At 73.9% G+C, this 26,379-nt stretch carries 17 protein-coding genes and 1 pseudogene; 12 read left to right on the top strand and 6 right to left on the bottom strand.

Features of this window, described 5'->3' with window-relative positions; all coding sequences use genetic code 11:
• Window positions 1-99: 99 nt before the first annotated feature.
• Window positions 100-2,667 (bottom strand): alpha-glucan family phosphorylase, encoded by a 2,568-nt coding sequence (gene glgP, locus ACIGW2_RS05965; protein WP_391652584.1) that lies wholly within the window; start codon window positions 2,665-2,667, stop codon window positions 100-102.
• A gap of 149 nt (window positions 2,668-2,816) precedes the next feature.
• Here glgP and ACIGW2_RS05960 point away from each other — a divergent pair, with 149 nt between their 5' ends.
• The 5 genes from ACIGW2_RS05960 to glgB all read left to right on the top strand — a co-directional run bounded on the left by ACIGW2_RS05960 (window position 2,817) and on the right by glgB (window position 11,396).
• A complete protein-coding gene (locus tag ACIGW2_RS05960) occupies window positions 2,817-3,467 on the top strand; it encodes a dihydrofolate reductase family protein (RefSeq protein ID WP_391652935.1) in 651 nt (216 codons plus the stop codon).
• Between the two features lie 245 nt (window positions 3,468-3,712).
• Window positions 3,713-5,707, top strand: a complete 1,995-nt coding sequence (locus tag ACIGW2_RS05955) for an alpha-1,4-glucan--maltose-1-phosphate maltosyltransferase (protein ID WP_361579596.1) — start codon at window positions 3,713-3,715, stop codon at window positions 5,705-5,707.
• Window positions 5,704-7,416, top strand: a complete 1,713-nt coding sequence (treS, locus tag ACIGW2_RS05950) for a maltose alpha-D-glucosyltransferase (protein ID WP_391652583.1) — start codon at window positions 5,704-5,706, stop codon at window positions 7,414-7,416. Before ACIGW2_RS05955 ends, treS begins: the two co-directional genes overlap by 4 nt.
• A gap of 211 nt (window positions 7,417-7,627) precedes the next feature.
• Complete coding sequence (locus tag ACIGW2_RS05945) at window positions 7,628-8,977, top strand: maltokinase (RefSeq protein ID WP_391652582.1); 1,350 nt, start codon at window positions 7,628-7,630, stop codon at window positions 8,975-8,977.
• A 151-nt stretch (window positions 8,978-9,128) separates the two neighbouring features.
• Entirely contained in the window at window positions 9,129-11,396 is a 2,268-nt protein-coding gene (glgB, locus tag ACIGW2_RS05940; RefSeq protein ID WP_399841367.1) for a 1,4-alpha-glucan branching enzyme, read from the top strand.
• On the opposite strand, the gene ACIGW2_RS05935 is transcribed toward glgB, so the two are convergent.
• A complete protein-coding gene (locus tag ACIGW2_RS05935; protein ID WP_399841364.1) occupies window positions 11,383-13,620 on the bottom strand; it encodes a HelD family protein in 2,238 nt (745 codons plus the stop codon). The two genes, glgB and ACIGW2_RS05935, sit on opposite strands and share 14 nt — an antisense overlap.
• A 359-nt stretch (window positions 13,621-13,979) precedes the next feature.
• Between ACIGW2_RS05935 and thrS the strand changes: the two genes are divergently transcribed.
• The gene (thrS, locus tag ACIGW2_RS05930) at window positions 13,980-15,284 is read left to right on the top strand and encodes a threonine--tRNA ligase (RefSeq protein ID WP_391652578.1); all 1,305 of its coding nucleotides are present in this window, start codon (window positions 13,980-13,982) and stop codon (window positions 15,282-15,284) included.
• Between the two features lie 11 nt (window positions 15,285-15,295).
• On the opposite strand, the gene ACIGW2_RS05925 is transcribed toward thrS, so the two are convergent.
• Window positions 15,296-15,811 (bottom strand): Lrp/AsnC family transcriptional regulator, encoded by a 516-nt coding sequence (locus ACIGW2_RS05925; RefSeq protein WP_361579586.1) that lies wholly within the window; start codon window positions 15,809-15,811, stop codon window positions 15,296-15,298.
• A 45-nt stretch (window positions 15,812-15,856) separates the two neighbouring features.
• On the opposite strand from ACIGW2_RS05925, the gene ACIGW2_RS05920 reads away from it, so the two are divergent.
• Both ACIGW2_RS05920 and ACIGW2_RS05915 read left to right on the top strand, forming a co-directional pair.
• Window positions 15,857-16,774, top strand: coding sequence for an NAD-dependent epimerase/dehydratase family protein (locus tag ACIGW2_RS05920; protein ID WP_361579584.1), 918 nt, complete (start codon window positions 15,857-15,859; stop codon window positions 16,772-16,774).
• The gene (locus ACIGW2_RS05915) at window positions 16,774-17,685 is read left to right on the top strand and encodes an aldo/keto reductase (RefSeq protein WP_399841359.1); all 912 of its coding nucleotides are present in this window, start codon (window positions 16,774-16,776) and stop codon (window positions 17,683-17,685) included. The genes ACIGW2_RS05920 and ACIGW2_RS05915 overlap by 1 nt, the downstream gene beginning before the upstream one ends.
• 128 nt (window positions 17,686-17,813) lie before the next feature.
• On the opposite strand, the gene ACIGW2_RS05910 is transcribed toward ACIGW2_RS05915, so the two are convergent.
• Window positions 17,814-19,172: a cation:dicarboxylate symporter family transporter gene (locus ACIGW2_RS05910; RefSeq protein ID WP_391652575.1), complete on the bottom strand. Its 1,359-nt coding sequence runs from the start codon at window positions 19,170-19,172 to the stop codon at window positions 17,814-17,816.
• 164 nt (window positions 19,173-19,336) lie between these two features.
• Here ACIGW2_RS05910 and ACIGW2_RS05905 point away from each other — a divergent pair.
• The 4 genes and pseudogenes from ACIGW2_RS05905 to ACIGW2_RS05890 all read left to right on the top strand — a co-directional run.
• A pseudogene (locus tag ACIGW2_RS05905) lies at window positions 19,337-21,016 on the top strand (ATP-binding protein); the annotation flags it as partial.
• A 518-nt stretch (window positions 21,017-21,534) separates the two neighbouring features.
• Complete coding sequence (locus tag ACIGW2_RS05900) at window positions 21,535-22,242, top strand: response regulator (protein ID WP_391652574.1); 708 nt, start codon at window positions 21,535-21,537, stop codon at window positions 22,240-22,242.
• A 223-nt stretch (window positions 22,243-22,465) separates the two neighbouring features.
• Window positions 22,466-23,080, top strand: a complete 615-nt coding sequence (locus ACIGW2_RS05895) for a helix-turn-helix domain-containing protein (RefSeq protein WP_391652934.1) — start codon at window positions 22,466-22,468, stop codon at window positions 23,078-23,080.
• 4 nt (window positions 23,081-23,084) lie between these two features.
• Window positions 23,085-23,837, top strand: a complete 753-nt coding sequence (locus ACIGW2_RS05890; RefSeq protein WP_391652573.1) for a tyrosine-protein phosphatase — start codon at window positions 23,085-23,087, stop codon at window positions 23,835-23,837.
• Window positions 23,838-23,847: 10 nt separating this feature from the next.
• On the opposite strand, the gene ACIGW2_RS05885 is transcribed toward ACIGW2_RS05890, so the two are convergent.
• Window positions 23,848-24,981: a helix-turn-helix domain-containing protein gene (locus tag ACIGW2_RS05885; RefSeq protein ID WP_399841355.1), complete on the bottom strand. Its 1,134-nt coding sequence runs from the start codon at window positions 24,979-24,981 to the stop codon at window positions 23,848-23,850.
• A 166-nt stretch (window positions 24,982-25,147) separates the two neighbouring features.
• Window positions 25,148-26,173 carry an ATP-dependent 6-phosphofructokinase gene (locus ACIGW2_RS05880; protein ID WP_356068253.1) on the bottom strand — a complete coding sequence of 342 codons (1,026 nt, stop codon included), beginning with the start codon at window positions 26,171-26,173 and terminating at the stop codon, window positions 25,148-25,150.
• Between the last annotated feature and the right edge of the window lie 206 nt (window positions 26,174-26,379).

The following is a 26,379-nucleotide window of genomic DNA, read 5'->3' as shown; positions in this document are numbered from 1 at the left end:
GCACCGCCGCAGGCGCTCCCGGCAAAGCCGAGGCCGCCCCCGCCACGGGCGGGGCCGCGGGGCCGCTCACAGAGCCCCCGGCCCCCAGGGCCCCCGCGCTCAGCGGAGCAGGACGCCCGCGCCCTCGCCCGTCGTCTCCGACGGGAGGGTCGCCAGGCCCAGTTCCGTGGGGTGGGAGAGGAGGGGGTGGGAAGGGAGGACGCGGACCGTGCAGCCGAAGGGGCCCGTGTGGTCGAGGGAGAGGGCGCCCGTGTAGGGGTGGCGGCCGTCGAGGTCGGGGCCGGCGGCGGGTTTGAGGACGGCGGTGCGGGGGCTCAGGAGGCGGTCGTCGGCGTCGACGCGGCCCGTGACGACCTGGACCTCGACGTCCTCGGGGAGCAGGTCGCCGAGGGCGACCCGGACGCGGACGGCCGGGGTGGCGCCGAGTTCCGCGTCGCGCAGGTCGTCGCCGACCTCGACGTGGTCGACCGATACCCGCGGCCAGGCGGCCCGTACCCGGGCCTTCCAGGCGGCGAGTTCGCGGGCCGCGTCCGGGCCGAGCGCCCGGTGGGCCTCGGCCGCGGGGACGTAGAGCCGCTCCACGTACTCCCGGACCATGCGGTCGGCGAGCACCTTCGGTCCGAGGTCGGTGAGGGTGCGGCGGACCATCGCCGTCCAGTCGGCCGGCACCCCGTCCGCGCCGCGGTCGTAGAAGCGCGGCGCGACCCGGCGCTCGATCAGCTCGTAGAGCGCGGCCGCCTCCAGGTCGTCGCGGCGCTCCTCGTCGAGCGCGGCGGCGCCGTCCGCGGTGGGGATGGCCCAGCCGAAGTCGGGCTCGAACCACTCGTCCCACCAGCCGTCCAGGACGGACAGGTTGAGGCAGCCGTTCAGCGCGGCCTTCATCCCGCTGGTGCCGCACGCCTCCAGGGGCCGCAGCGGGTTGTTGAGCCAGACGTCGCAGCCGGGGTAGAGGCCGCGGGCCATGCCCATGCCGTAGTCGGGCAGGAACACGATCCGGTGCCGCACCCGCGGGTCGTCGGCGAACCGCACCAGCTCCTGCACCAGCCGCTTGCCGCCCTCGTCGGCCGGGTGCGCCTTGCCCGCGACGACCAGCTGGACCGGCCGCTCGGGGTGGAGCAGCAGGGACCGCAGCCGTTCCTTGTCGCGCAGCATGAGGGTGAGCCGCTTGTACGAGGGGACGCGGCGGGCGAAGCCGATGGTGAGCACGTCGGGGTCGAGGACGGAGTCGGTCCAGCCGAGCTCCGCGGCCGCGGCCCCGCGCTGCCGCCAGGAGGCCCGCAGCCGTTGCCGTACGTCGAGCACGAGGCGTTCGCGCAGGGTGCGGCGCACCTCCCACAGCTCCCGGTCGGTGGCCCCGGGCCCGAGCGCGGCGACCTCGGGGGCGGTCCAGGTGGGGGCGTGGACGCCGTTGGTGACGGAGGTGAGCGGCAGTTCCTCGGGGTCGAAGCCGGGCCACAGGCCGGCGAACATGGCGCGGCTGACGTGCCCGTGCAGGGTGGAGACGCCGTTGGCGCGGCGGGCGAGCCGCAGGCCCATGGCGGCCATGTTGAAGACCCCGGGTTCGCCGCCGAGCGGGGTCTCGTCGCCGAGCGCGAGGATCCGGGCGGTGTCGAGGCCGGGCAGCGCGCCGTCCTCGCCGAGGTGGCGGGCGACCAGGGCCCGGTCGAAGCGGTCGATGCCGGCGGGCACGGGGGTGTGGGTGGTGAAGACGGTCCCGGCGCGGACGGCCTCCAGGGCGGCGTCGAAGTCGAGCCCGGGGCGCCCGTCCGCGGCCGGTTCGGCGAGCTCGCGGATGCGTTCCAGGCCGAGGAAGCCGGCGTGGCCCTCGTTGGTGTGGAAGACCTCGGGGGCGGGGGTGCCGGTGAGCCGGCAGTACGTGCGGAGCGCGCGGACGCCGCCGATGCCGAGCAGCATCTCCTGGAGCAGCCGGTGCTCGCTGCCGCCGCCGTACAGCCGGTCGGTGACCTCGCGTTCGCCGGGGGCGTTCTCCTCGACGTCGGAGTCGAGCAGGAGCAGCGGGACGCGGCCGACCCGGGCGATCCACACGTGGGCGTGCAGGCTGCGCCCGCCGGGGAGCGCGAGGGTGACCCGGGCGGGGCCGCCGTCGGGCTCGCGCAGCAGCGAGAGCGGGAGTTCGCCGGGGTCGAGCACGGGATAGTGCTCCTGCTGCCAGCCGTCCCGGGAGAGCGACTGGCGGAAGTAGCCGTGCCGGTAGAGGAGTCCGACGGCGATCAGCGGCACGCCGAGGTCGCTGGCGGCCTTCAGGTGGTCGCCGGCCAGGATGCCGAGGCCGCCGGAGTACTGCGGGAGGGCGGCGGTGATGCCGAACTCGGGCGAGAAGTAGGCGACGGCGGCGGGCGGTTCGCCGGGCTGCCGCTGGTACCAGCGGGGTTCGGTCAGATAGCGGTCGAGGTCCTCGGCCGCCGCGCGCAGCCGGGCCAGGAAGTCGGGGTCGGCGGCGAGGGAGGCGAGCCGCCCGGAGTCGATGGCGCCGAGCGCGCGGACGGGGTCGCCGTCGGCGTCACGGACCCCTTCGGGGTCCACCGACTCGAAGAGCGCGCGGGTGGGGTCGTGCCAGGACCAGCGCAGGTTGCACGCGAGGTCGGCGAGCGGTCGGAGGGTGTCGGGGAGGACGGGACGCACGGTGAATCGACGGATTGCCTTCACGTGGTCCACCTTCGCAGGAGGGGGCGGGGCGACGCGGAAGCACCACGCGATCGGTGGGCGTGCCGATGACTTTTCCCGTCCCCGGGAGTCACATGATCGTCACGACCATCACCGGCACCGCCCGGCACACGCCACAGGAGGGCACACCCATGGCACGTCAGTTGCTCAAGGTCCAGAACTTCAACGTCACCGCGGACGGCGTCGCCGCCGGCGAGGACCAGTCCCTGGAGCACCCGTTCGGGCACGCCATCGATCCGCGGGAGCTGTTCGCCTGGGGCGGGGCCACCGCGAGCTGGCCGACGCGCACCGAGGAGGGCGGCAGCCGGGGCCTGGACGACTACCTGGTCCGGGACTTCTCGCACAACATCGGCGCCGAGATCATGGGCCGCAACAAGTTCGGTCCGCAGCGCGGCCCGTGGCAGGACCTGGAGTGGCAGGGCTGGTGGGGCGACGAGCCGCCGTTCCACACGCCGGTCTTCGTGCTGACCCACCACCCGCGGCCCTCGATCACGCTCTCGGACACCACCTTCCACTTCGTGGACGCCGATCCGGCCACCGCCCTGGAGATGGCGAAGGAGGCCGCCGGCGGCAAGGACGTGCGGCTCGGCGGCGGGGTCACCACGGTCCGCGCGTTCCTGGACGCCGACCTGGTCGACACGCTGCACGTGGCGGTCTCGCCGGTGACGGCGGGCTCGGGCCTGCGTCTGTGGGACTCCCCCGAGGACCTCACCGACCGCTTCCACCTGGACGTGGTGCCGAGCCCGAGCGGGGTGGTGCACCACCTCTTCTGGCGGAAGTGACCGGTCCGTGCGCTTGCCGTCCGGAACGCTACGTCCTAGTAGTTAACAAAGCCCCGGATTGCCCACCCGAATCTCGGGGGAAGGCTCCTCCTCGTACCCCGCCGTACTCCTCCGAGACCCGCCATCCGAGTGAACGCGCACCGGACCGGCCATGCCCGCAACTCCCCGGCCGTCGGCGGAGCTAGAAAGAGCGCACACACCACCCGCACCCTCGCGAACCGTCAGGTGATGCCGTGAATCCGCTCATGGGACGCATTCCCGTCCTCGACGTCAGCCCTTCGGTCGATCGTGGCCGCCGCCCCGCGAAGGCGGTGGTGGGCGAGACCTTCGAGGTCACGGCCACCGTCTTCCGGGAGGGGCATGACGCCGTCGCCGCCAATGTCGTGCTGCGCGGGCCGTCCGGGCGGCCCGGGCCCTGGACGCCGATGCGCGAGCTGGCGCCGGGCACGGACCGCTGGGGCGCCGAGGTCACCCCGGACGCCGAGGGCCTGTGGACGTACACCGTCGAGGCCTGGAGCGATCCGCTGACGACCTGGCGGAACACCGCGCGGATCAAGATCCCGGCCGGGATCGACTCCGAACTGGTCCTCGCCGAGGGCGCGCTGCTGCACGAGCGCGCGGCCAAGGGCGTGCCGAAGAAGGGCGGCGGCCGGGAGGCGGTGCTCGCGGTGGCGGACGTGCTGCGCGACGAGTCCCGGCCGGCCGCGGTGCGGCTCGCGGCGGCGCTGGCGCCCCGGGTGGTGGAGACCCTGGACCGCCATCCGCTGCGCGAACTGGTCTCCGCCTCGGACCCGTTGCCGCTGCGGGTCGAGCGGGAGCGGGCCCTGTTCGGCTCGTGGTACGAGTTCTTCCCGCGCTCGGAGGGGGTGCGCACGGTCCGCGGGCGCACCGTCCCGGGCACCTTCCGCACCGCCGCCGAGCGGCTGCCGGCGATCGCCGCGATGGGCTTCGACGTGGTGTACCTGCCGCCGATCCACCCGATCGGCGTGACCCACCGCAAGGGCCCGAACAACTCGCTGTCGGCGAGTCCGGAGGACGTGGGCGTGCCGTGGGCGATCGGCTCGCCGGAGGGCGGGCACGACGCGGTCCACCCGGACCTGGGCACGATCGAGGACTTCGACGCCTTCGTGGCGCGGGCCCGCGAGCTGCGCCTGGAGGTCGCGCTGGACTTCGCGCTGCAGTGCTCGCCGGACCACCCGTGGGTGGAGAAGCACCCGGAGTGGTTCCGGCGCCGGCCGGACGGCTCGATCGCGTACGCCGAGAACCCGCCGAAGAAGTACCAGGACATCTATCCGATCGACTTCGACGCGGCCGGCGACGACATGGACGGGATCGTCGCCGAGACGGTCCGGGTGCTGCGGCACTGGATGGACCACGGGGTGCGGATCTTCCGGGTGGACAACCCGCACACCAAGCCGGTGGTGTTCTGGGAGCGGGTGCTGGGCGAGATCAACGCCGCCGACCCGGACGTGATCTTCCTGGCGGAGGCGTTCACGCGGCCGGCGATGATGCGCACGCTGGGCGCGGTCGGCTTCCAGCAGTCGTACACGTACTTCACGTGGCGCAACACGAAGGCCGAGCTGACCGAGTACCTGACGGAGCTGTCCGGGGAGGCCGCCGCGCAGATGCGGCCCAACCTGTTCGTGAACACCCCGGACATCCTGCACGCCTATCTGCAGCACGGCGGCCGGCCGGCCTTCGAGGTGCGGGCGGTGCTCGCGGCGACCCTCTCCCCGACCTGGGGGATGTACGCGGGCTACGAGCTGTGCGAGAACACCCCGCTGCGCGAGGGCAGCGAGGAGTACCTGGACTCGGAGAAGTACCAACTGCGGCCGCGCGACTGGGAGTCGGCGGAGCGCTCGGGCGCCTCGATCGCCCCGCTGATCACCCGCCTGAACCGGATCAGGCGGCGCAACCCGGCGCTGCGCCGGCTGCGCAACCTGACCTTCCACGCGACGGACAACGACGCCGTCCTCGCGTACTCCAAGCGTTCCGGGCCGAACACCGTCCTGGTGGTCGCCAACCTCGACCCCCACCACACCCAGGAGGCCACGGTCTCGTTGAACATGCCGGAACTCGGCCTCGCCTGGCACGAGACCGTGCCGGTGCGCGACGAGCTCACCGGCGACACCTATCACTGGGGCAGGGCCAACTACGTGCGTCTGGAACCGGGTGTGACGCCCGCGCACGTGCTCGTCCTGCGACCGTCCCCGCAGACCGGAGGGTCACCCACATCATGACAGTCAACGAACCCGTCCCCGACACCTTCGAGGACACCCCCGCCAGGGACCGCGATCCCGAGTGGTTCAAGCGGGCGGTCTTCTACGAGGTCCTGGTCCGCTCCTTCCAGGACAGCAACGGAGACGGGGTGGGCGACCTGAAGGGCATCACGTCGCGCCTCGACTACCTGCAGTGGCTCGGCGTCGACTGCCTCTGGCTGCCGCCGTTCTTCAAGTCGCCGCTGCGCGACGGCGGCTACGACGTGGCCGACTACACCTCGGTGCTGCCGGAGTTCGGCGACCTCGCCGACTTCGTGGAGTTCGTGGACGCGGCGCACGCCCGCGGCATGCGCGTGATCATCGACTTCGTCATGAACCACACGAGCGACGCGCACCCGTGGTTCCAGGAGTCCCGCAGCGATCCGGACGGCCCCTACGGGGACTACTACGTCTGGGCCGACGACGACAAGCAGTTCCCGGACGCCCGGATCATCTTCGTCGACACCGAGACCTCCAACTGGACCTTCGACCCGGTGCGCAAGCAGTACTACTGGCACCGCTTCTTCTCGCACCAGCCGGACCTCAACTACGAGAATCCGCGGGTGCAGGAGGAGATCCTGTCGGCGCTGCGCTTCTGGCTGGACCTGGGCATCGACGGCTTCCGGCTCGACGCGGTGCCGTACCTGTACCAGGAGGAGGGCACCAACTGCGAGAACCTGCCCGCCACCCACGCCTTCCTGAAGCGGGTCCGCAAGGAGATCGACGACCACTACCCGGACACGGTGCTGCTCGCCGAGGCCAACCAGTGGCCGGAGGACGTGGTCGACTACTTCGGCGACTTCCGCTCGGGCGGCGACGAGTGCCACATGGCGTTCCACTTCCCGGTCATGCCGCGGATCTTCATGGCCGTGCGGCGCGAGTCGCGGCTGCCGGTCTCGGAGATCCTGGCGAAGACGCCGGAGATCCCGTCCGGCTGCCAGTGGGGCATCTTCCTGCGCAACCACGACGAGCTGACGCTCGAGATGGTGACGGACGAAGAGCGCGACTACATGTACGCCGAGTACGCCAAGGACCCGCGGATGCGGGCCAACATCGGCATCCGGCGGCGGCTCGCCCCGCTGCTCGACAACGACCGCAAGCAGATGGAGCTGTTCACCGCGCTGCTGTTCTCGCTGCCGGGCTCGCCGGTGCTGTACTACGGCGACGAGATCGGCATGGGCGACAACATCTGGCTGGGCGACCGGGACGGGGTGCGCACCCCGATGCAGTGGACCCCGGACCGCAACGCGGGCTTCTCGTCCTGCGATCCGGGCCGGCTCTACCTGCCGGCCATCATGGACCCGGTGCACGGCTACCAGGTGACCAACGTGGAGGCGGGGATGGCCTCGCCGTCCTCGTTGCTGCACTGGACGAAGCGGATGATCGAGATCCGTAAGCAGAACCGGGCCTTCGGACTCGGCTCGTACACCGAACTGCCGTCGAGCAACCCGGCGGTGCTCGCCTTCCTGCGGGAGTCCGCCCCCGAAGAGGGAACGGACGCCGACCTGGTGCTGTGCGTGAACAACTTCTCGCGGTTCGCGCAGCCCACGGAGCTCGACCTGCGCCGCTTCGACGGCGTGAAGCCGGTGGAGCTGATCGGCGGGGTGGAGTTCCCGGCGATCGGGCAGCTGCCGTATCTGCTGACCCTGACCGGGCACGGGTTCTACTGGTTCCGCCTCAAGCGATCCTGAAGTACCGTCATTTCAGTTCTGTCCCGTGTGAGGCGGTTTCCCCCGCCTCACACCGGGAGGGTCCATACGGGCCATCTTGCCCGGCCCGTACGGATCTTCCCCTCCGACACGTCCCGCACAGCCGGACAGCCGAAGCCGCCATCCGGGACACTCTGCGCATTTGAACGCATACGAACCCACCGTGCGCACCCCGGGGAAAGGACGCGTTGCCATGCCGGAGACCGCATCCACCACCCGGGCCCAGGACGCCCTCCTTCCGTCACTCACCCCCCTGCTGCACAGCTGGCTGCCCCGGCAGCGCTGGTTCGCCGGCAAGGGCCGTCGGGTCACCGGATTCACCCTGGACGCGGCCACCGAGCTGCTGCCGCTGGACGGCCCCGGGCCCGGTCTCCTCCATCTGCTGGTACGGGTCGAGCAGCCCGCCCGCCCGGCCGGCACCCCCGCCGACTGCTACCAGCTGCTCCTCGGGGTGCGGGCCCAGCTGCCGCCGCGCCTCGCCCCCGCCCTGATCGGGCGGATCCGCCAGGGCCCCTTGGCCGGGCGGGCCGTGTACGAGGCGCTGCGCGATCCACGGCTCGCCGGACTGCTCTACGAACGGCTGCGCGTGCCGGGCCGGATCGGTCCGCTGCGCTTCCACTCCACCGCCCCGCTGCCGCCCGCCCTCGCCCCCAGGGTGCTCGACGCCGAACAGTCCAACTCCTCGCTCGTCTACGGAGATTCGTTCATCCTGAAGATCTTCCGGCGGGTCAGCCCGGGCGCCAACCCCGACCTGGAGCTGCCGCTCGCCCTCGCCGGGGCGGGCTGCGCCCGGGTCCCGGCGCCGGTCGCCTGGTTCGAGACCGAGCACGCCACCCTCGGCGTCCTCCAGCCCTTCCTGCGCGCGTCGCGGGACGGCTGGCGGCTCGCCCTGGACGCGCTCGCCGACGGGCGGGAGTTCACCACCGAGGCCCGCGCGCTCGGCCGGGCCACCGCCGAGGTGCACCTGGCGCTCGCGACCGCGCTGCCCACCGAGCGCCTGCGGCGCGACCGGGCCGCGCACCTGGCCGCCGCGATGGACGCCCGGCTGCACGCCGCCGCCCAGGCGGTGCCCGCGCTCCTGCCGTACGTCCCCGGTCTGCGCGCGGTGTTCGCGGCGGCCGGCGACGCGGCCGGCGCCGGGCCGCTCCAGCGCATCCACGGCGACCTGCACCTCGGACAGACGCTGCGCGGCTCCGACGGGGCCTGGGCGGTGATCGACTTCGAGGGCGAGCCGGCCAAGCCGCTCGCCGAGCGGCGCAGCCCGCAGCCGCCGGTCCGTGACATCGCCGGCATGCTGCGCTCCTTCGACTACGCGGCCCGCACCCACCGCCCGTGGAACGCCGACTGGGCGGCCCGCTGCCGCGCCGCCTACTGCGCGGGCTACGCCGAGGCCGCCGGCACCGACCCGCGCGACCACCCGGCGCTGCTGCGCGCCTACGAGACCGACAAGGCGGTCTACGAGGTGGTCTACGAGGCCCGGCACCGGCCCGACTGGCTGCCGGTGCCGATGGCCGCGATCGAACGGCTCGCGGGGGGAGCGTGAGGCCCGCTCCCCCGTTCGGCGCACCGCGCGCCCGCCCGGCCGGTCCCCCCGCCTGCGGTGACGCCGACGGGGCCCGTTCGGCCGAGTTTCCCGGAGCGCGCCCGCGCGTTCCGTACCCGTACCCCTCTCGCACCCCCAGGAGGCACCCCCGGTGACCGCCCGTCCCGCAGGAACGCCCGCAGGAAAGAAGGCCGGCACGACCGCCCGCACGGCACCCCCGACCCGCACGGCACCCCCGCTCGACCCCGGCGACCGGGCCCGGCTGATCGCCGGGGAGCACCACGACCCGCACGGGCTGCTCGGCGCGCACCCGGTGAAGGGCGGGGTGGTGATCCGGGTGCTGCGGCCCTGGGCGAAGGAGGTGGCGGCGGTCCTGCCGAAGGGGCGCCGGGTCGAGCTGCGGTCGGAGGGCGACGGACTGTTCTCGGTCCTGGTGCCGCGGCTGCGCAAGGTGCCGGAGTACGAGCTGCGGGTGCGCTACGACGCCGAGGAGCTGGTGCTCGACGACCCGTACCGCTTCCTGCCCGCGCTCGGCGAGCTGGACCTGCACCTGATCGGCGAGGGCCGGCACGAGGAGCTGTGGACGGCGCTCGGCGCCCGCGTGATGACCCACCAGGGCGTGTCCGGCACCCGGTTCACGGTGTGGGCGCCGAACGCCCGCGGGGTGCGGGTGACCGGCGACTGGACGTACTGGGACGGCAGCGCGCTGCCGATGCGCTCGCTGGGCTCGTCCGGGGTCTGGGAGCTGTTCGTGCCGGGCGTCGGCGAGGGCGCGGTCTACAAGTTCGACATCACCCGGCCCGACGGCAGCCACACGCTGCGCGCGGACCCGATGGCCCGGCGCACCGAGTGCCCGCCGAACACCGCCTCGATCGTGACCGCCGACCACCACGTGTGGCAGGACGAGGAGTGGATGGCCCGGCGCGGCGCCCGCCCGCACCACGAGTCGCCGATCTCGGTGTACGAGCTGCACCTGCCGTCCTGGCGACCCGGCCTGACCTACCGTCAGCTCGCCGAGCAGCTGCCCGGGTACGTGCGCGACCTGGGCTTCACGCACGTCGAGTTCATGGCGGTCGCCGAGCACCCGTTCCACGGCTCGTGGGGCTACCAGGTCACCGGCTTCTACGCGCCGACCGCGCGGATGGGCACCCCGGACGACTTCCGCTTCCTGGTGGACGCGCTGCACCGGGCCGGGATCGGCGTCCTGATGGACTGGGTGCCGGCGCACTTCCCGCGCGACGACTGGGCGCTGGCCGAGTTCGACGGGCGCCCGCTGTACGAGCACGAGGACCCGCGCCGCTCGGCCCATCCCGACTGGGGCACCCTGGAGTTCGACTACGGGCGCAAGGAGGTGCGCAACTTCCTGGTGGCCAACGCGGTGTACTGGTGCGAGCAGTTCCACCTCGACGGGCTGCGGGTGGACGCGGTCGCCTCGATGCTCTACCTCGACTACTCGCGCGAGGGCGGCGAGTGGCTGCCGAACGAGTTCGGCGGCCGGGAGAACCTGGACGCGGTGGCCTTCCTCCAGGAGATGAACGCCACCGTCTACCGGCGCTGCCCCGGGGTCGTCACCTTCGCCGAGGAGTCCACGGCCTGGGACGGGGTGACCCGGCCGACGGACCAGGTCGGCCCGGGCGGCTTCGGCGGGCTCGGCTTCGGCATGAAGTGGAACATGGGCTGGATGCACGACTCGCTGGGCTACGTCGGCAAGGACCCGGTGCACCGCAAGTACCACCACCACGAGATGACCTTCTCGATGGTGTACGCGTACAGCGAGAACTACATCCTGCCGATCTCGCACGACGAGGTGGTGCACGGCAAGCGCTCGCTGGTGTCGAAGATGCCGGGCGACTGGTGGCAGCAGCGCGCCAACCACCGCGCGTACCTGGGCTTCATGTGGGCCCACCCGGGCAAGCAGCTGCTGTTCATGGGGCAGGAGTTCGCGCAGGGCGCGGAGTGGTCGGCGGAGCACGGCCCCGAGTGGTGGCTGATGGACGAGACGTACCACTCGGCCGGTGACCACCGGGGCGTACGGGACCTGGTGCGCGACCTGAACACGGTCTACACGGCGACGCCCGCGCTGTGGGAGCGGGACACCTCGCCGGAGGGCTTCCAGTGGATCGTCGGCGACGCGGCGGAGGACAACGTCTTCGCCTTCCTGCGCTTCGACGCGTTCGGCTCGCCGCTGCTCGCGGTGTCCAACTTCTCGCCGGTGGTGCGGCACGACTACCGGCTCGGCGTGCCGGAGGACTTCGCGGCCTGGGCGGAGGTGCTGAACACGGACGCGGCCCGCTACGGGGGCGGTGACGTGGTGGGCACCGACCCGGTGAAGACCGAGTCGGTGCCGTGGCACGGGCGGTCGGCGAGCGTCCGGATGACGCTGCCGCCGCTCGCGACGGTCTGGCTCAGGCCCGCCTGATCACGCCCAGCCGCTGGGTGGCCCGGGTCAGCGCCACGTACAGGTCGTTCACGCCGTGCGGGGCGCCGGCCCGGATGCCCTCCGGGTCGACGACCAGGACCGTGTCGAACTCCAGGCCCTTGGCCTGGCGCGGGTCGAGCAGCACCACCGGGCGGGTCAGGTCGGGCTTCGGGCCGTGGGCGGCCTCGGGGAGCGCGGCGACCAGCTCGGGGTGCAGCTCCGCCGGCGCGATGACGGCGAGCCGTCCCTCGGGGCGCAGCTCGGCCGCCACCGCGTCGGCAGTCTCCTTCACCGGGTCCTCGACGGCGCGGTCCCACGGCTCGACGCCGGTGGAGCGGACCGAGCGGGGCGGCTCGAAGCCGGGGTCGGCGGCGCGCCGCTCCGCGGTGGCGACGGCCATGATCTCGGCGGGGGTGCGGTAGTTGACGCCCAGCCGGACCAGCTCCCAGCGGTCCTCGACGTACGGGGCGAGGATCTCCCGCCAGGAGCCGACGCCTGCCGGGTCGCCGGTCTGCGCCGGGTCGCCGACCAGGGTCATGGAGCGGGTGGGGCTGCGGCGCATGAGCAGCCGCCACAGCATCGCGGACAGTTCCTGCGCCTCGTCGACGATGATGTGCCCGAAGGCCCAGGTGCGGTCGGCTGCGGCGCGTTCGGCGGCGCTGCGGTGGTCGGCCTCCTCGTGGCGCTCGGCGAAGCGCTCGGCGTCGATGATGTCGTGCGCGGACAGCACCTCGGAGGCGTCGGCGTCGTGTTCGGTCTTGTCCTCGAACTCGTAGGTGCGCGAGGCGTAGGAGACGTCGAGGACGCCCTGGGCGTAGGCGATCTGCTTCTGCCGCTCGGCCTCCTCGGCGGCGCGGGCGGCGGAGTCGTCCTCGCCGAGGAGTTCGGCGGCCTCGTCGAGCAGCGGCACGTCGGCCGGGGTCCAGGCGCCGCCGTCGCGGCGGATCGCGGCGAGGTCGGCCTCGTCGTCGAGGTGGGTGGGCTCGGCGAGGTAGTCGGCGAGGAACTCCTCGGGGGTGAGGGCCGGCCAGAGGGTGTCGAGGGCGGCGTGCACCTCGGGGTTGGCGGCGACGCCCTTGGCGAGCAGGGCGCGGTCGTCGGGGCCGAGGAAGTTGGGGCCGCCGTAGGGGTCGGCGCCGATCCGGTCGGCGAGCTGCTCGGCGAGGGCGTCGAGGATCGCGAAGACGAAGTAGGGGCGGGCCAGGTTGTGCGGCAGCCGGGTCTCGCGGGCCTTGTGCCGGGCCTCCAGGGCCATGTCCCAGTCGACGACCAGGTCGCCGTCCTCGTGCGGCACGATCAGGGGGGCGCCGCGCTCGGGCACCTGCTGGCGGTCGGCGACGGCCCGGGCCAGCGCCTCGGCCATGCGGGCGGAGCCCTTGACGGCGGCGGCGCGCGGGGTGTCCGTACCGGTGGCGTGGACGCCGGGGTAGAGCTCGCCGGGGGTGGCGAGCAGGACGCCGGTCTCGCCGAGGGAGGGCAGCACGTTGCCGATGTAGCCGAGGAAGGCGGGGTTGGGGCCGACGATGAGGACGGCGCGCCGGGCGAGCTGCTCGCGGTGGGCGTAGAGCAGATAGGCGGCGCGGTGCAGGGCGACGGCGGTCTTGCCGGTTCCGGGGCCGCCCTCGACGACGAGGACGCCGCGGTGCGGGGAGCGGATGATGGCGTCCTGCTCGGCCTGGATGGTCTGCACGATGTCGTGCATGCGGCCGGTGCGGGCGGCGTCGAGCGCGGCGAGCAGCACCTCGTCGGCGTCCCGGTTCTCGTGGCCGGTGCGGGTGGTGTCGCGGAGGTCGAGCACCTCGTCGTGCAGGGAGACCACCTCGCGGCCCTTGGTGGTGAGGTGCCGGCGGCGGGTCAGGCCCATCGGGGTGTGGCCGGTGGCGAGGTAGAAGGGGCGGGCGACCTCGGCGCGCCAGTCGACGACGAGCGGGGTGCGCTGCGCGTCGTCGGCGCGGATGCCGAGCCGTCCGATGTGGTGGTCGCGCCCGTCGCGGAAGACCAGCCGGCCGAAGCAGAGTCCGGTCTCGCCGGCGTTGAGCGCGGCGAGCAGGCCGGACTGCTCGGCGACCAGTACGTCCCGCTCCAGGCGGGCCTGGGCACTGCCCTCGCCGGGGGTGGCGAGGGCGCGGGCGACCCCCGCCTCGGCCTGGTCCCTCAGGGCGTCGAGTCGTGCGTAGAGCTCGGTGATGAATTTCTGCTCGTTCCGAAATTCTTCGGTTGACAATTCGACTCCCGGCGCGATACAGTGCGTTTAGTGAATCAGTCCGTGTCACTGTTGTGCGCGGACACGGAATCCAGAAATATACGCGAGACGCACCCCTGACTGCAATTCTAGTCCGGGGCTTTTTTGTGTCCTGACGAGCCGGGTCCCGGTCCCGCGGGCCGGAGAAAACCCGTGCGCGGGCGGACCGTCCCCTGCTAGCCTCCACCGCATGAAGCAGCGTGCCGCGTTCCAGACGACGACGCCGGAGAGTGTCCCGGCGCGCTGACAGCTGAGTTTGTCCGAAGCCCCGGGGCGAGTGCCCCGGGGCTTCGTCGTGCCGTCCGGGCCTCGTCCCTCCCCCGACCGCACGAGGAGTGACCATGGGAATCGACCAGGGAATCGCGCAGGACATCGAGCAGGGTGTCGCGAGAGACCTCGCGAAGGACGTCGTCGACCACCGCCGGCTCGGCCGCGAACTGGACCTGTTCGACACCGATCCGCTGATCGGCGCCGGGCTGCCGTACTGGCTGCCGGACGGCGCCGTCGTCCGGCACGCCCTGGAGGAGTACGTACGGGAGGCCGAGCGGCGGGCCGGCTACCGGCACGTGTACTCGCCCGTGCTCGGCAAGCGCGAGCTGTACGAGATCTCCGGGCACTGGGAGCACTACCAGGACGACATGTTCCCGCCCATGGACGTCGGCGGCGAGCAGTTCGTGCTGCGGCCCAGCCTCTGCCCGCACCACGCCGTGATGTTCCGCTCCCGCGCCCACAGCTACCGCGAACTCCCGCTGCGCATGGCCGAGCTGGGCGGCATGTTCCGCTCCGAGCTGTCCGGGGTGCTCGGCGGGCTCACCCGGGTGCGGGCCATCGGGCTCAACGACGCGCACGTCTTCTGCACCCTCGACCAGGTCGCCGAGGAGGCCGCCGGCGCGCTGCGGCTGATCCGCGAGGCGCACGCCGCGATGGGCGTCGAGGCCGCCCGCTACCGCCTCTCGCTCGCCGGGCCCGGCGGCAAGTACGTGGACGCGCCCGAGAAGTGGGCCCGCGCCACCGCGCTGCTCCGCGAGGTCCTGGACGCCTCCGGGCTCGACTACGAGGAGGCCGAGGGCGAGGCGGCCTTCTACGGGCCGAAGATCGACGTGCAGGTCGCCGACCCGGCCGGGCGCGAGTCGACCCTCTCCACCGTCCAGGTCGACTTCCACCAGCCCGAGCGCTTCGACCTGCACTACATCGGCGCCGACGGCGCCCGGCACCGCCCGGTGATGATCCACCGCTCGGTCGTCGGCAGCGTCGAACGCGCCGTCGCCCACCTGGTGGAGCGGCACGCCGGCGCCTTCCCCGCCTGGCTCGCCCCGGTGCAGCTCGCCGTGCTGCCGGTCTCCGACGCCGAGCACGGGGCCGCCGCCCGGTTCGCCGACCGCTGCGCCGCGCTCGGTCTGCGCGCCGAGGTGGTGGGCCCGCACCACGGCACCCTGGGCGCCCGGATCCGCGGGGCGCGCCTCGTCCCGTACCAGGTCGTCATCGGCGCGAAGGAGGCCGCCGCCGACCAGGTGTCCGTGCGGCTCCGGGACGGCCGCCGGCTGGCACCGCTGCCCGCGGCCGGGCTGCTGGAGCGGGTGCGGGGGCTCGTGGCGGAGCACTCCACCCTGCTGTGGCCGCAGGACGGGCCGGGCGCGGAGGGCTGACGGCGGTCCGGTCAGGCAGGGAGGAGCGGCTTCCGCTCCACCGGGGAGGTCAGCACGATGGAGGTGGTGGTGCGGCCGAGGGCGGAGATCTGTTCCAGGACCTCCTCCAGGTGCACGGTGCCGGTGACGGCGACCTTGAGGATCCAGCAGTCCTCGCCGACCACGTGGTGCGCCTCGCGGATCTCGGGGCGGGCGAGGAGTTCGAGGGTGCGGGGGCTCTTGAGGGTGTAGCCCCCGTGCGGGTTGACCCGGACGAAGGCCTGGATGCCGTAGCCGAGCAGGGCGGGGGCGACCTGCGCGCCGTAGCCGGTGATCGCGCCGCAGGCCTCCAGGCGGCGGACCCGCTCGGTGACGGCGGCCGGGCTCAGCCGGACCCGGCGGCCGAGCTCGCTCAGCTTGATCCGTCCGTCGCTCTGCAGCAGGTCCAGGATCTGCCGGTCCACGGCGTCGAAAGCGGCCGCCGTCGTTTCGACGGCGGCCGGCCGCTGCGACCGAGGTTCCTTCGGCGGTACGGCCCGGACTCCCATGTTTCCCCCTTCAGTCGGCGAGGCCCCAACGTAACACTGGAGGACATGGAGATCTTGGTCATCGGCGGTACCCGCTACTTCGGAAAGCGCCTGGTCACACGCCTGTTGGAGGCCGGGCACACCGTCTCGGTGCTGCACCGCGGGTCCTCCCCCGCGCCGGCGGGAGTGACGGAACTGGTCGCCGACCGGAACGACGAGCGGGCCCTGGAAGAGGTCCTGGCGGGGCGGCGCTTCGACGTCGTCGTCGACCAGGTCTGCTACACCCCGCGCCAGGCGGCCGTCGCCACCCGCGTCTTCGCGGGCCGCACCCGGCGCTATGTGATGACCTCGACGGTCGAGGTGTACGAGTACGAGGACGCGGCGGCCCCGGTCGCCGAGGGCGCCGTGGACCCGGCGTCCGTCGCGGTCGACCCGGAGCTGCCCTGGGACGACCCGGAGTTCCTGGAGGCGCACTACGGGGAGGGGAAGCGGCAGGCGGAGGCGGTGTTCGCCGCCGACCGGGGGGCCTCCTTCGCGTGGGCGGCGGTGCGGGTCGCGCACGTGCTCGGCGGCGCGGACGACTTCACCGGGCGGATCGGGCACTACGCGGAGCGGATCCGCTCGGGCGAGCCGGTCGCCGTGCCGCCGGTGAACCGGCCCGCGACCTATGTCTACGTGGAGGAGATCGCGGACTTCCTGGCGTGGGCGGCGACGGGCACGGAATTCACCGGGCCGGTGAACGCGCATTCCCACGGGCCGCTGACGACGGCCGAGATCTGCGCGCGGATCGAGGAGCTCACCGGCGGCCGGACCGTTTTCCGCGAGGTCGAGGTCGGGGCGGTGTCGCCGTTCTCCTTCGCCCGCTCGTACGGCATGGACAATTCCCGCGCGGAATCGCTGGGTTTCCGTTTCTCGCATTCCTCGGAATGGCTCGGCCGGGCAATCGCCGAGACCCTTTCCGCGGCCGGCGCCGGGGAGGCCTGATGCGGCACCGCACGCTGGGCGACCGCACCGTCGGCGCCGTCGGACTCGGCGCGATGCCGCTGTCCATCGAGGGCCACCCGGACGAGGCCCGGGCGCTCGCCACCGTCCACGCCGCCCTGGACGCCGGGGTGACCCTGCTCGACACCGCGGACTCCTACCACCCGCCGGGCGGCGAGACCGGGGCCAACGAGCGGCTGGTGGCCCGGGCGCTCGCCGCGTACGGCGGGGACCGCGACGCGGTGCTCGTCGCCACGAAGGGCGGCCGGGGCCGGAGCGCCGACGGCGGCTGGACGGTCGACGGGCGGCCCGAGCACCTGCGGCGGGCCGCCGAGGACTCGGCCCGCCGGCTGGGCGGCGGGGCGATCGGGCTCTACCAGCTGCACAAGCCCGACCCGGCCGTGCCCTACGCCGAATCGCTCGGCGCGATACGGGAGTTGATCGATGCGGGCACGGTCCGGCTGGCCGGGATCTCGAACGTGGACCGGGCGCAGATCCTGCTGGCCCGGGAGATCCTGGGCGACCGTCTGGTCTCGGTGCAGAACCGCTACTCCCCCGCCGTCCGGGACAGTGAGCCCGAGCTGCGGCTCTGCGCCGAGCTCGGCCTGGCCTTCCTGCCGTGGAGCCCGCTGGGCGGCCTCTCGCGCAGCTCGCTCGACGGGAGCTCGGCGCTGGGCGAGGACCCGCGGTTCGGGGCCTTCCACCGGGTGGCCCGGGACCGCGGCGTGTCGCCGCAGCGGGTCGCCCTCGCCTGGCTGCTCGCCCGGCCCGGCGGGCACGTCCTGCCGATCCCGGGCGCCAGCCGGCCGGAGACCGCGCGGGACTCGGCGCTGGCCGCGGACCTGGTGCTCACGGAGGCGGAGTCGGCGGCGCTGGACGCCGTACCGGAGCCGCGTGCCGTACCGGAGGACTGAGCCGGGAGGGCCGCCGGGCCCGGCCATGGGGTGCGGAACGCCCCCGTCGCGCGTGTGGCGGGGGCGTTCCGCGTCCGGGACCCGGATCCGGCTCAAGGCCCGGGGCCCGGAGCTCGGGGCACGGAGGTTCAGACGCCGGCCGGGGTCTTCTCGCCCTCGCCGTCGGCCCGCTGGTCCGGTACGGCGGAGGGGGCGCCGTGGCCGTCGTCGACGAGGGTGGTCTCGTCGAAGGGGACGCGGCCGGCGAGCACCTCGTCGACCCGGGCCTTGTCGATCTCCTTCGTCCAGGTGCCGACCAGGACGGTGGCGACGGCGTTGCCGGCGAAGTTGGTCAGGGCGCGGGCCTCGCTCATGAAGCGGTCGATGCCGACGATCAGGCCGACGCCGTCGACGAGTTCGGGGCGGTGCGACTGGAGGCCGCCGGCCAGCGTGGCGAGCCCGGCGCCGGTGACGCCGGCCGCGCCCTTGGAGGCGATGATCATGAAGACGAGGAGGGAGATCTGCTCGCCGACCGACAGCGGGTTGCCCATCGCCTCGGCGACGAAGAGCGAGGCCATCGTGAGGTAGATCGCGGTGCCGTCGAGGTTGAAGGAGTAGCCGGTCGGGACGGTGATGCCGACCACCGGCTTGGAGACGCCCAGGTGCTCCATCTTCGCGATCAGGCGGGGCAGCGCCGATTCGGACGAGGAGGTGGAGAGGATCAGCAGGAACTCGCGGCCCAGGTACTTCAGCAGGCTGAGGATGTTGACCCCGGCCACCAGCCGGAGCAGCGTGCCGAGCACCACGAAGACGAACAGCGCGCAGGTGACGTAGAAGCCGATCATGATGACGGCGAGCGACTTCAGGGCGTCGACGCCGGTGGCGCCGACCACGGCGGCCATCGCGCCGAACGCGCCGACCGGCGCGGCCCACATGATCATCGCGAGGATGCGGAAGACCAGCCGCTGGATGTGCCCGATGCCGCGCAGCACCGGCTCGCCGGCCGCGCCCATGGCCTGCAGCGCGAAGCCCGCGAGCAGCGCGACGAGCAGGGTCTGCAGCACCTCGCCCTCGGTGAAGGCCGAGACGATGGTCTTGGGGATGATGCCGAGGAGGAAGTCGACGGTGCCCTCGCTCGCGCCCTCCGCCTGCTTGGCGCCGGCCTCGGCGAGGTCCTTCGTGAGGTGCAGGCTGGAGCCGGGCTCCAGGATGTTGCCGACGACCAGGCCGATGGCGAGGGCGACGGTCGACATCACCAGGAAGTAGCCGAGGGCGAGGCCGCCGACCGCGCCGACCTTGGCGGCCTTGCGCACCGAACCGACGCCGAGCACGATCGTGCAGAAGATGATCGGCGAGATCATCATCTTGATCAGGTTGACGAAGCCGGTGCCGAGCGGCTTGAGCTCGACGGCGAACTCCGGCGCCAGGAAGCCCACGGCGATGCCGAGCACCACGGCGCCGATCACGGCCAGATAGAGATAGTGGGTGCGGTCCCGTCGTGCGGCCACGGGGTCCTCCTCGTCCTTGAGTCGTCCACGTCCCGGTGGATCCCCGCGACTATCCACCAGCCCTGTGACCGGGGTCACCGTTGCGTACGTTTCGTTCATGGCCGAAGTGCTGCGGCGCCGGCCGAGGTACCGCGCTCGCGCGCGGCCGGGGCACACTGGCTGACATGCGTCTCCGCCTCCCCCGCCCCCGCAGCCTGGCCGGCCAGCTCTTCGCCATGCAGGTCGTGCTGGTGGCGGCCGTCGTCGCGGGCTGCGCCGTCTACGCCTACGTGACGGACCGCGCCCAGGCCGAGGAGACCGCCCGCCGGCAGGCCACGGCGACGGCCGCGGCGGTCGCCGCCTCCCCGGCCGTGGTGGCGGCGGCCCGGGACGCGGACCGCACGGACCCGACGCCGCTGCTCCAGCCCTACGCGGAGGCCCTGCGCCGGGACGCGGGGGTCAGCTACGTGGTGGTCATGGCCCCGGACGGCACCCGCTGGACGCACCCGGAGCCCGAGCAGATCGGGCGCACCTACCTCGGGCACATCGACCGGGCGGTGCGCGGCGAGACCTTCTCCGAGACCCACATGGGCGTCCTCGGGCCCTCGGTGCGCACGGTCGCGCCGGTCTTCGACGACCCGTCGGCGGCGCCGGGCCGGCGCCGGGTGATCGCCCTGGTGAGCTCGGGCATCACCATCGAGCGGATCAGCGCGCAGGTACGGGAGCAGGTCACCGCGCTGCTCGGGACGGCGGGCGCGGCGCTCGCGCTCGGCGGCCTCGGCACCTATGTGATCAACGCGCGCCTGCGCCGGCACACCAAGGGCATGAACGCGACCGAGCTGAGCCGGATGCACGACTACCACGAGGCCGCGCTGCACGCGGTGCGCGAGGGCCTGGTGATGCTGGACGGACAGCGCAGGATCGCGCTCATCAACGACGGGGCGCGGGAGCTGCTCGGGCTCGCCGGGGCGGACGTGGTGGGCCGCTCGGCCGCCGAGCTCGGGCTGCCCGCGCCGCTGACCGGGGCGCTGCTCTCGGCCGAGCCGCGGGTGGACGAGCTGCACCTGACCGACGAGCGGGTGCTCGTCCTGAGCACCCGCCCGGTGGTCGGCGGCGAGCGCCGCGGCACCGTGGTCACCCTGCGGGACCGCACGGAGCTCCAGGCGCTCTCCGGCGAGCTGGACTCGGAGCGCGGCTTCACGGAGGCGCTGCGCTCGCAGGCCCACGAGGCGGCGAACCGGCTGCACACCGTGGTCTCGCTGATCGAGCTGGGCCGGGTCGAGGAGGCGGTGGGCTTCGCCACGGCCGAGCTGGAGCTGGCGCAGGCGCTCACCGACCGGGTGGTCACGGCGGTCGGCGAGCCGGTGCTCGCCGCGCTGCTGCTCGGCAAGGCCGCGCAGGCCAACGAGCGGGGCGTGGAGCTGGTGCTCACCGAGGACAGCCGGATCGACGACGGGCTGCTCCCGGTGTCGCTGCCGGCCCGCGACCTGGTGACCATCCTCGGCAACCTGATCGACAACGCGGTGGAGGCGGCCGGTCCCGCCGAGGCCCCCGGGGCGGCGCTCGGCGGGGCCGCCCGCAGCGCCCGGGTGGTCGTCACCGCGCTCGCCGAGGAGGGCGGTGACGACCAGCCGGGCGGCGGCGAGCTGCTGCTGCGGGTCGGGGACAGCGGGCCCGGGGTGCGCCCGGCGGACCGCACCGCCGTGCTCGGCCGCGGCTGGTCGACCCGCGGCCCGGGCCGGGGCCTCGGCCTGGCCCTGGTCCAGCAGGCCGTGCGCCGCGCCTCGGGCACCCTGACGCTCACCGAGTCCCCGCTGGGCGGCGCGGAGTTCACCGTACGACTGCCGCTCGGCCCGGCCCTGCCCGGGCCCGCGACCGAGGCCGCCGCGACGGCCGGGACCGGGGCCGGGACCGGGGCTGAGGCCGGGGCCAGGTCCGAGGGCGGGGCCAGGTCCGCGGCTGAGGCCGGGTCCGAGGCCGGGGCTGAGTCCGAGGCCGGAACCGCGGCTGAGGCCGGGGCCAGGTCCAAGGCCGGGACTGCGACTGCGCCCGGGTCCGCGGCCGCCTCCGGGTCCGGGCACCGGTCCAGGTCCGAGGCTGGGTCCGAGGCTGAGGCCGGAACCGCGGCTGAGCCGGGGTCCGAGGCGGGGACCGCGGCTGAGGCCGGGGCCAGGTCCAAGGCCGGGACCGGGTCCGCGGCTGCGGCCGGGTCCGAGGCCGGGGCTGAGTCCGAGGCCGGAACCGCGACTGAGGCCGGGACCGGGTCCAAGGCCGGAACCGCGGGTGAGCCCGGGGCCAGGTCCGGGGCCGCCGCCACGTCCGCCGCCACGTCCGGGGCCGCCTCCGAGTCGGTGTCCGGCCCGCTTCCGGAGGAGGCGGGCCGATGAGCGGCGCGGCCGGGGCGCCGGCCAGGGACATCCGGGTGCTGGTGGTCGAGGACGACCCGGTGGCCGCCGACGCGCACGCGCTGTACGCGGGCCGGGTGCCCGGCTTCACGGTGGTGGGCGTGGCGCACTCGCGGGCCGAGGCGGTGCGACTGCTCGACCGGACCCGGGTGGACCTGCTGCTGCTCGACCTCTACCTGCCCGACGGGCACGGGCTCCAGCTGCTGCGGGCGCTGCGCGCGGCCGGGCACGCGGCGGACGTGATCGCGGTGACCTCGGCGCGCGACCTGGCGATCGTGCGGGAGGGCGTGTCGCTCGGCGTGGTGCAGTACGTCCTCAAGCCGTTCGCCTTCGCGACGCTGCGGGACCGGCTCGTGCGCTACGCGGAGTTCCGGGCGACGGCCGGCGAGGCCTCCGGCCAGGACGAGGTGGACCGGGCGCTCGCGACGCTGCGCGCGCCCCAGCCGGCCGCCCTGCCCAAGGGCCTGAGCGGCCCGACCCTGGAGGCGGTGACCCGCTCCCTGCGGGCCGCGCCGGACGGACTGACGGCCGCCGAGGCGGGCACGGCCGTGGGCATCTCGCGGATCACCGCGCGCCGCTATCTGGAGCACCTGGTGACCGCGGGCCGGGCGGCCCGGGCCCCGCAGTACGGCCAGATCGGGCGGCCGGAGCTGCAGTACCGGTGGCTGGAGGACCGCGGGCACTGACGTCGCGGGGCGGGGAAGGGGCGGGCCGGGCGGGTCAGGCCGCACGGGGCTGACGGATCGCGCCCGACCGGTTACTGATCGGTTCCGACGTTCCCACAAGCGAAAGCGTTGGGTGAACACACCGTAGCCAGGAGTGAACCGCCGCTCCTACCGTGGCCGGGTGCACCATCCTTCCCCACCCTTCAACGCCCTCGCCGCGCGCCGACTGCGCGAAGGGCTCGGCATGGCCCACGGCCACGTCGCCTACGGACTCCGCGCCCAGTACGGCCTGTTCGTCACCCCCGAGACCGTCGTCGCCTGGGAGCGCGGCCGCGCCGCCCCCACCTCGCAGGAGCTCACCGCCCTCGCCGGCGTGCTGTGGTGTTCCCCCGCCGAGCTGCTGATGGCCGCCACCACCCTGCGCGAGCACCGGCTCGCGCGCGGCCTCACGCCCGAGGACCTGGCCCGCCAGGTGGGGCTCGACCCCGGGGCGTACCTGCGCATGGAACAGACCGGCCGCTGGCGCGGCACCGAACGGCAGACCGCCGCCCTCGCCGAGGTGCTCGGCCTCGGCCCGCGCGCCCTGCTGACCGCGACCGGCGGCGACGAGAAACTCGACGGCCTGCTCCGGGACGCGGCGACGACCCGCTGGCAGGCCTACGCGAAACCGGTCAACAAGCTGCTGCCGCTGCCCCGGCAGGCGGTGGAGCAGGCGCTCCAGCGGCTGCACTCCGAGTACCACGCCCGGATGGCCGCGACGAGCAGCTGGGGCGCGTCCGGTGCGACCGGCGACGAGGGCCGGGCCTATCTGGACGAGATCACGGACCATTTCTGGGCGGCGGTCGCGCCCCTACAGTGACCGTGTGAACCGACACATCACCTTCGAACGGCTCCACAACTTCCGTGACCTGGGCGGCTATCCGACCGCCGACGGAGGGAGCGTGCGGTGGGCGACCCTCTACCGCTCCGACTCCCTCGGCAAGCTCGCCGGCCCCGACGCACGCGCCTGTGATCTGACGCGTTTCCGGGAGCTGGGCATCGACACCGTGATCGACCTGCGCTATCCGTGGGAGATAGCGTCCCGCGGCCGCCATCCCGAGAGCGAGCCGCAGACCTGGCACAACCTGAGCATCGAGCACCGGCCGTACGACCAGGTGGACCGCGAGCCCGACGCAGACCCCTGGCGCTTCCTCGCCGACCGGTTCGCCGAGGTCGCCCTCGACGGGGCCGTCGAACTCCGCCGGGCCCTGGAGGTCATCGCCGCGGCCGAGGGCCCGGTCGTCTTCCACTGCGCCGCCGGCAAGGACCGCACCGGCCTGCTCGCCGCGCTCGTCCTCGCCCTGCTCGACGTCCCGGACGAGGACGTCGTGGCGGACTTCGCGCTCACCGAGCTCGCCACCGAGCGCTTCCTGACCGACTGGAAGGCCGCGCACCCCGACCGCGAGGTGCGCTGGAACGGCTTCGGCCGCGCCCCGGCCGTCGTCATGCGGCTGGTCCTCGCGGACCTGCGTGCCACGTACGGCTCGGTGCGCGACTACGCCACGGGTCACCTCGCCGTGGACCCGGCCGTGCTGGAGGCCCTGCGGGAGCGGCTGGTGGAGCGCGCCGCCGTCTGACGGCCCGGAGCTACTGCGCCTTCTCGGAGACCTTCTCGGAGACCTTGTCGGGGACCTTGTCGGGGACCTTCTCGGAGACCTTCTCGAAGAGGAAGAGCTGGCCCTTCGCGTCCGCCCGGCAGGGCGCCTGGGCCAGCGCCGCGCCCTCCCCGGCCGGGCTCCCGGTCACCGTGACGCACGTGCCGGGGGTCGCGGAGCCCGCCGGGGCGATCCGGTAGGCGGAGGGGCGGGAGCCGTGCGGGGTGAGGGTGAAGGCCTCGACCCGGGTGGGGTCGCCGCACTCGGAGTCCTCGAGCGCGGCGTCGGGTATCCGCCCGCCGGACGGCAGGCCCGAGCAGCCGGGCCCGTAGTCGGGGTGGTCGGTGACGATCCGCCAGCGGTCGCCGCCGAGACGTTTCAGCGAGTAGCGGGGCACCCCGGCCTCCGCGCAGTCCAGCTGCCGCACCTGGCCGGACCGTTCGCCGCGCCGCTCCCCCAGACACAGCCCGGAGTCCACCGCCCGGATCCGCACCGCCCCCTCCCCCGGCCCGCCCCGGTGCTCCGGCCCGCCGCCCCGCACCAGGGCCACGACACTGACGGCGGCGAACACCAGTCCGGCCACTCCGATCACACCGACGAGCCCGAGCCGCCGTGGGGGCCGGAGGTCGGCGGCGGGCGGGAGCGCCGGGGCACCCGAGGGCGCCGGGGCCCTGGGGCCGGGGGGCGCCAGGGTCTCCGGACCGGGGAGCGTCAGGGTCTGGGCACCCGTCGGGGCGCGGTCCGGCGCGGCTTCCGCCCCGGGTTCCGGCCCGGGTTCCGGCCCGGCCTCCGCCGGGGCCTCCTCCGCCGGGTCTTCCTCCCCCGCCGCCTCGACCGCGCCCCGTACCGCGAGCTCCTTCCGTACCGCCTCCCACCGCGCTGCTTCCGCCGGGCCGAGGCCGCAGGCGTGGACGAAGGCGGCGAGGAGTTCGTCGCGCGGGAGGGTCGTGCGGGACAGCATGTTGGCCACGGTGGAGCGCGGCAGGACCTCGCCGAGTGCGGTGGCGCGGGCGGAGAGTTCGCGGTAGGTGAGGCCGGATCGGGTCTTGAGCCGGCGGAGCTGGGCGACGAACTCGGCGGCGGTGCGGGCCGACCGCGGATCGGGAAGCTGATCGCCCGTGGTCATGCGTGCCGCTCCCTCGCTGCGAGTCCGGCCCGGACGGGGTGGGACATGTCCGGGACGGGCCCAAGCCTTGTTGATCGCGGCGCCGGGCTCAAGCATGGATTCGGCCCCGATCCTCCGCACGGGGGGAGGATCGGGGCCGGGGGATGTTCCCGTAACGGGGGCCGGGTCAGAAGACCGACTCGGCCTCGCGCATCCGGTCCGCCGGGACGGTCTTCAGCCGGGTGACGGCCTCCGCCAGCGGGACCATCTCGACGTCGGTGCCGCGCAGCGCCGTCATCCGGCCGAAGTCGCCGCGGTGCACGGCCTCCACCGCGTGCCAGCCGAAGCGGGTGGCGAGCACCCTGTCGTACGCGGTCGGGGTGCCGCCGCGCTGCACGTGGCCGAGGATGACGGGGCGGGCCTCCTTGCCGAGCCGGCGCTCCAGCTCGTACGCGAGGGCGGTGCCGATGCCCTGGAAGCGCTCGTGGCCGAACTGGTCGATCTCGCCCTTGCCGTAGTCCATCGTGCCCTCGGCGGGGTGGGCGCCCTCGGCGACGCAGATGACGGCGAACTTCTTGCCGCGCGCGAAGCGTTCCTCGACCATCTTCACCAGGTCGGCCGGGTCGAAGGGGCGCTCGGGCAGGCAGATGCCGTGGGCGCCGCCGGCCATGCCGGACTCCAGGGCGATCCAGCCGGCGTGCCGGCCCATCACCTCGACGACCATGACCCGCTGGTGCGACTCGGCGGTGGTCTTGAGGCGGTCCATCGCCTCGGTGGCCACGGTGACGGCGGTGTCGAAGCCGAAGGTGCGGTCGGTGGAGGAGATGTCGTTGTCGATGGTCTTGGGGACGCCGACGACCGGGACGCCGGCCTCGGACAGCATCCGGGCGGCGGTGAGGGTGCCCTCGCCGCCGATCGGGACGAGCGCGTCGAAGCCGCTCTTCTCGATGAGCTCCTTGGCGTTGGCGCAGGCGGCGGCGAAGCGGGCGCGCTCCAGACGGGAGGAGCCGAGGATGGTGCCGCCGCGGGCGAGGATGCCGCTGACGGCGTTCAGGTCGAGCGGGCGGTAACGGCCGTCCAGCAGGCCCGCGTAGCCGTCCTCGAAGCCGATCACCTCGTCGCCGTAGTGCGTGACGGCCCGGTGCACGACGGACCGGATCACCGCGTTCAGGCCGGGACAGTCGCCGCCCGCTGTCAGGACTCCGATGCGCATCGTGCTGTGTCTCCTGCTCGGTAGTGGTACGTGGTGAGCCGCTGTCGATTCTCACACGGTCGGCGGCACCGACGCGCTCGCTGCTACTCCGCGCCCCCGGCCCGTCAAGGCCTCCGGGGGTGTCGCGGGGATCGTGCGGGCACCCTCGCGGGGATCTTCCGGTGGTCCTCCCGGGCCTTTGGTCCCGGGGGGTCCGGGCCCTTCGT

The sequence above is a fragment of the Streptomyces sp. NPDC053541 genome (assembly GCF_044544705.1).
In the GTDB taxonomy this organism is placed as follows: Bacteria; Actinomycetota; Actinomycetes; order Streptomycetales; family Streptomycetaceae; genus Streptomyces.
The sequence above is the reverse complement of the archived record's forward strand: the minus strand, read 5'-3'. Positions and strand labels throughout refer to the sequence as shown.

Bases quoted from the DNA above. Each gene is read 5' to 3' on its own strand.
- ACIGW2_RS05960 (WP_391652935.1), top strand. From the start codon at position 2,817: ATGGCACGTCAGTTGCTCAAGGTCCAGAACTTCAACGTCACCGCGGAC.
- ACIGW2_RS05895 (WP_391652934.1), top strand. From the start codon at position 22,466: ATGGCCCACGGCCACGTCGCCTACGGACTCCGCGCCCAGTACGGCCTG.
- ACIGW2_RS05925 (WP_361579586.1), bottom strand. From the start codon at position 15,811: ATGGGAGTCCGGGCCGTACCGCCGAAGGAACCTCGGTCGCAGCGGCCG.
- ACIGW2_RS05945 (WP_391652582.1), top strand. From the start codon at position 7,628: ATGCCGGAGACCGCATCCACCACCCGGGCCCAGGACGCCCTCCTTCCG.
- ACIGW2_RS05920 (WP_361579584.1), top strand. From the start codon at position 15,857: ATGGAGATCTTGGTCATCGGCGGTACCCGCTACTTCGGAAAGCGCCTG.
- ACIGW2_RS05915 (WP_399841359.1), top strand. From the start codon at position 16,774: ATGCGGCACCGCACGCTGGGCGACCGCACCGTCGGCGCCGTCGGACTC.
- ACIGW2_RS05955 (WP_361579596.1), top strand. From the start codon at position 3,713: ATGGGACGCATTCCCGTCCTCGACGTCAGCCCTTCGGTCGATCGTGGC.
- treS (WP_391652583.1), top strand. From the start codon at position 5,704: ATGACAGTCAACGAACCCGTCCCCGACACCTTCGAGGACACCCCCGCC.
- ACIGW2_RS05880 (WP_356068253.1), bottom strand. From the start codon at position 26,173: ATGCGCATCGGAGTCCTGACAGCGGGCGGCGACTGTCCCGGCCTGAAC.
- ACIGW2_RS05900 (WP_391652574.1), top strand. From the start codon at position 21,535: ATGAGCGGCGCGGCCGGGGCGCCGGCCAGGGACATCCGGGTGCTGGTG.
- thrS (WP_391652578.1), top strand. From the start codon at position 13,980: ATGGGAATCGACCAGGGAATCGCGCAGGACATCGAGCAGGGTGTCGCG.
- ACIGW2_RS05885 (WP_399841355.1), bottom strand. From the start codon at position 24,981: ATGACCACGGGCGATCAGCTTCCCGATCCGCGGTCGGCCCGCACCGCC.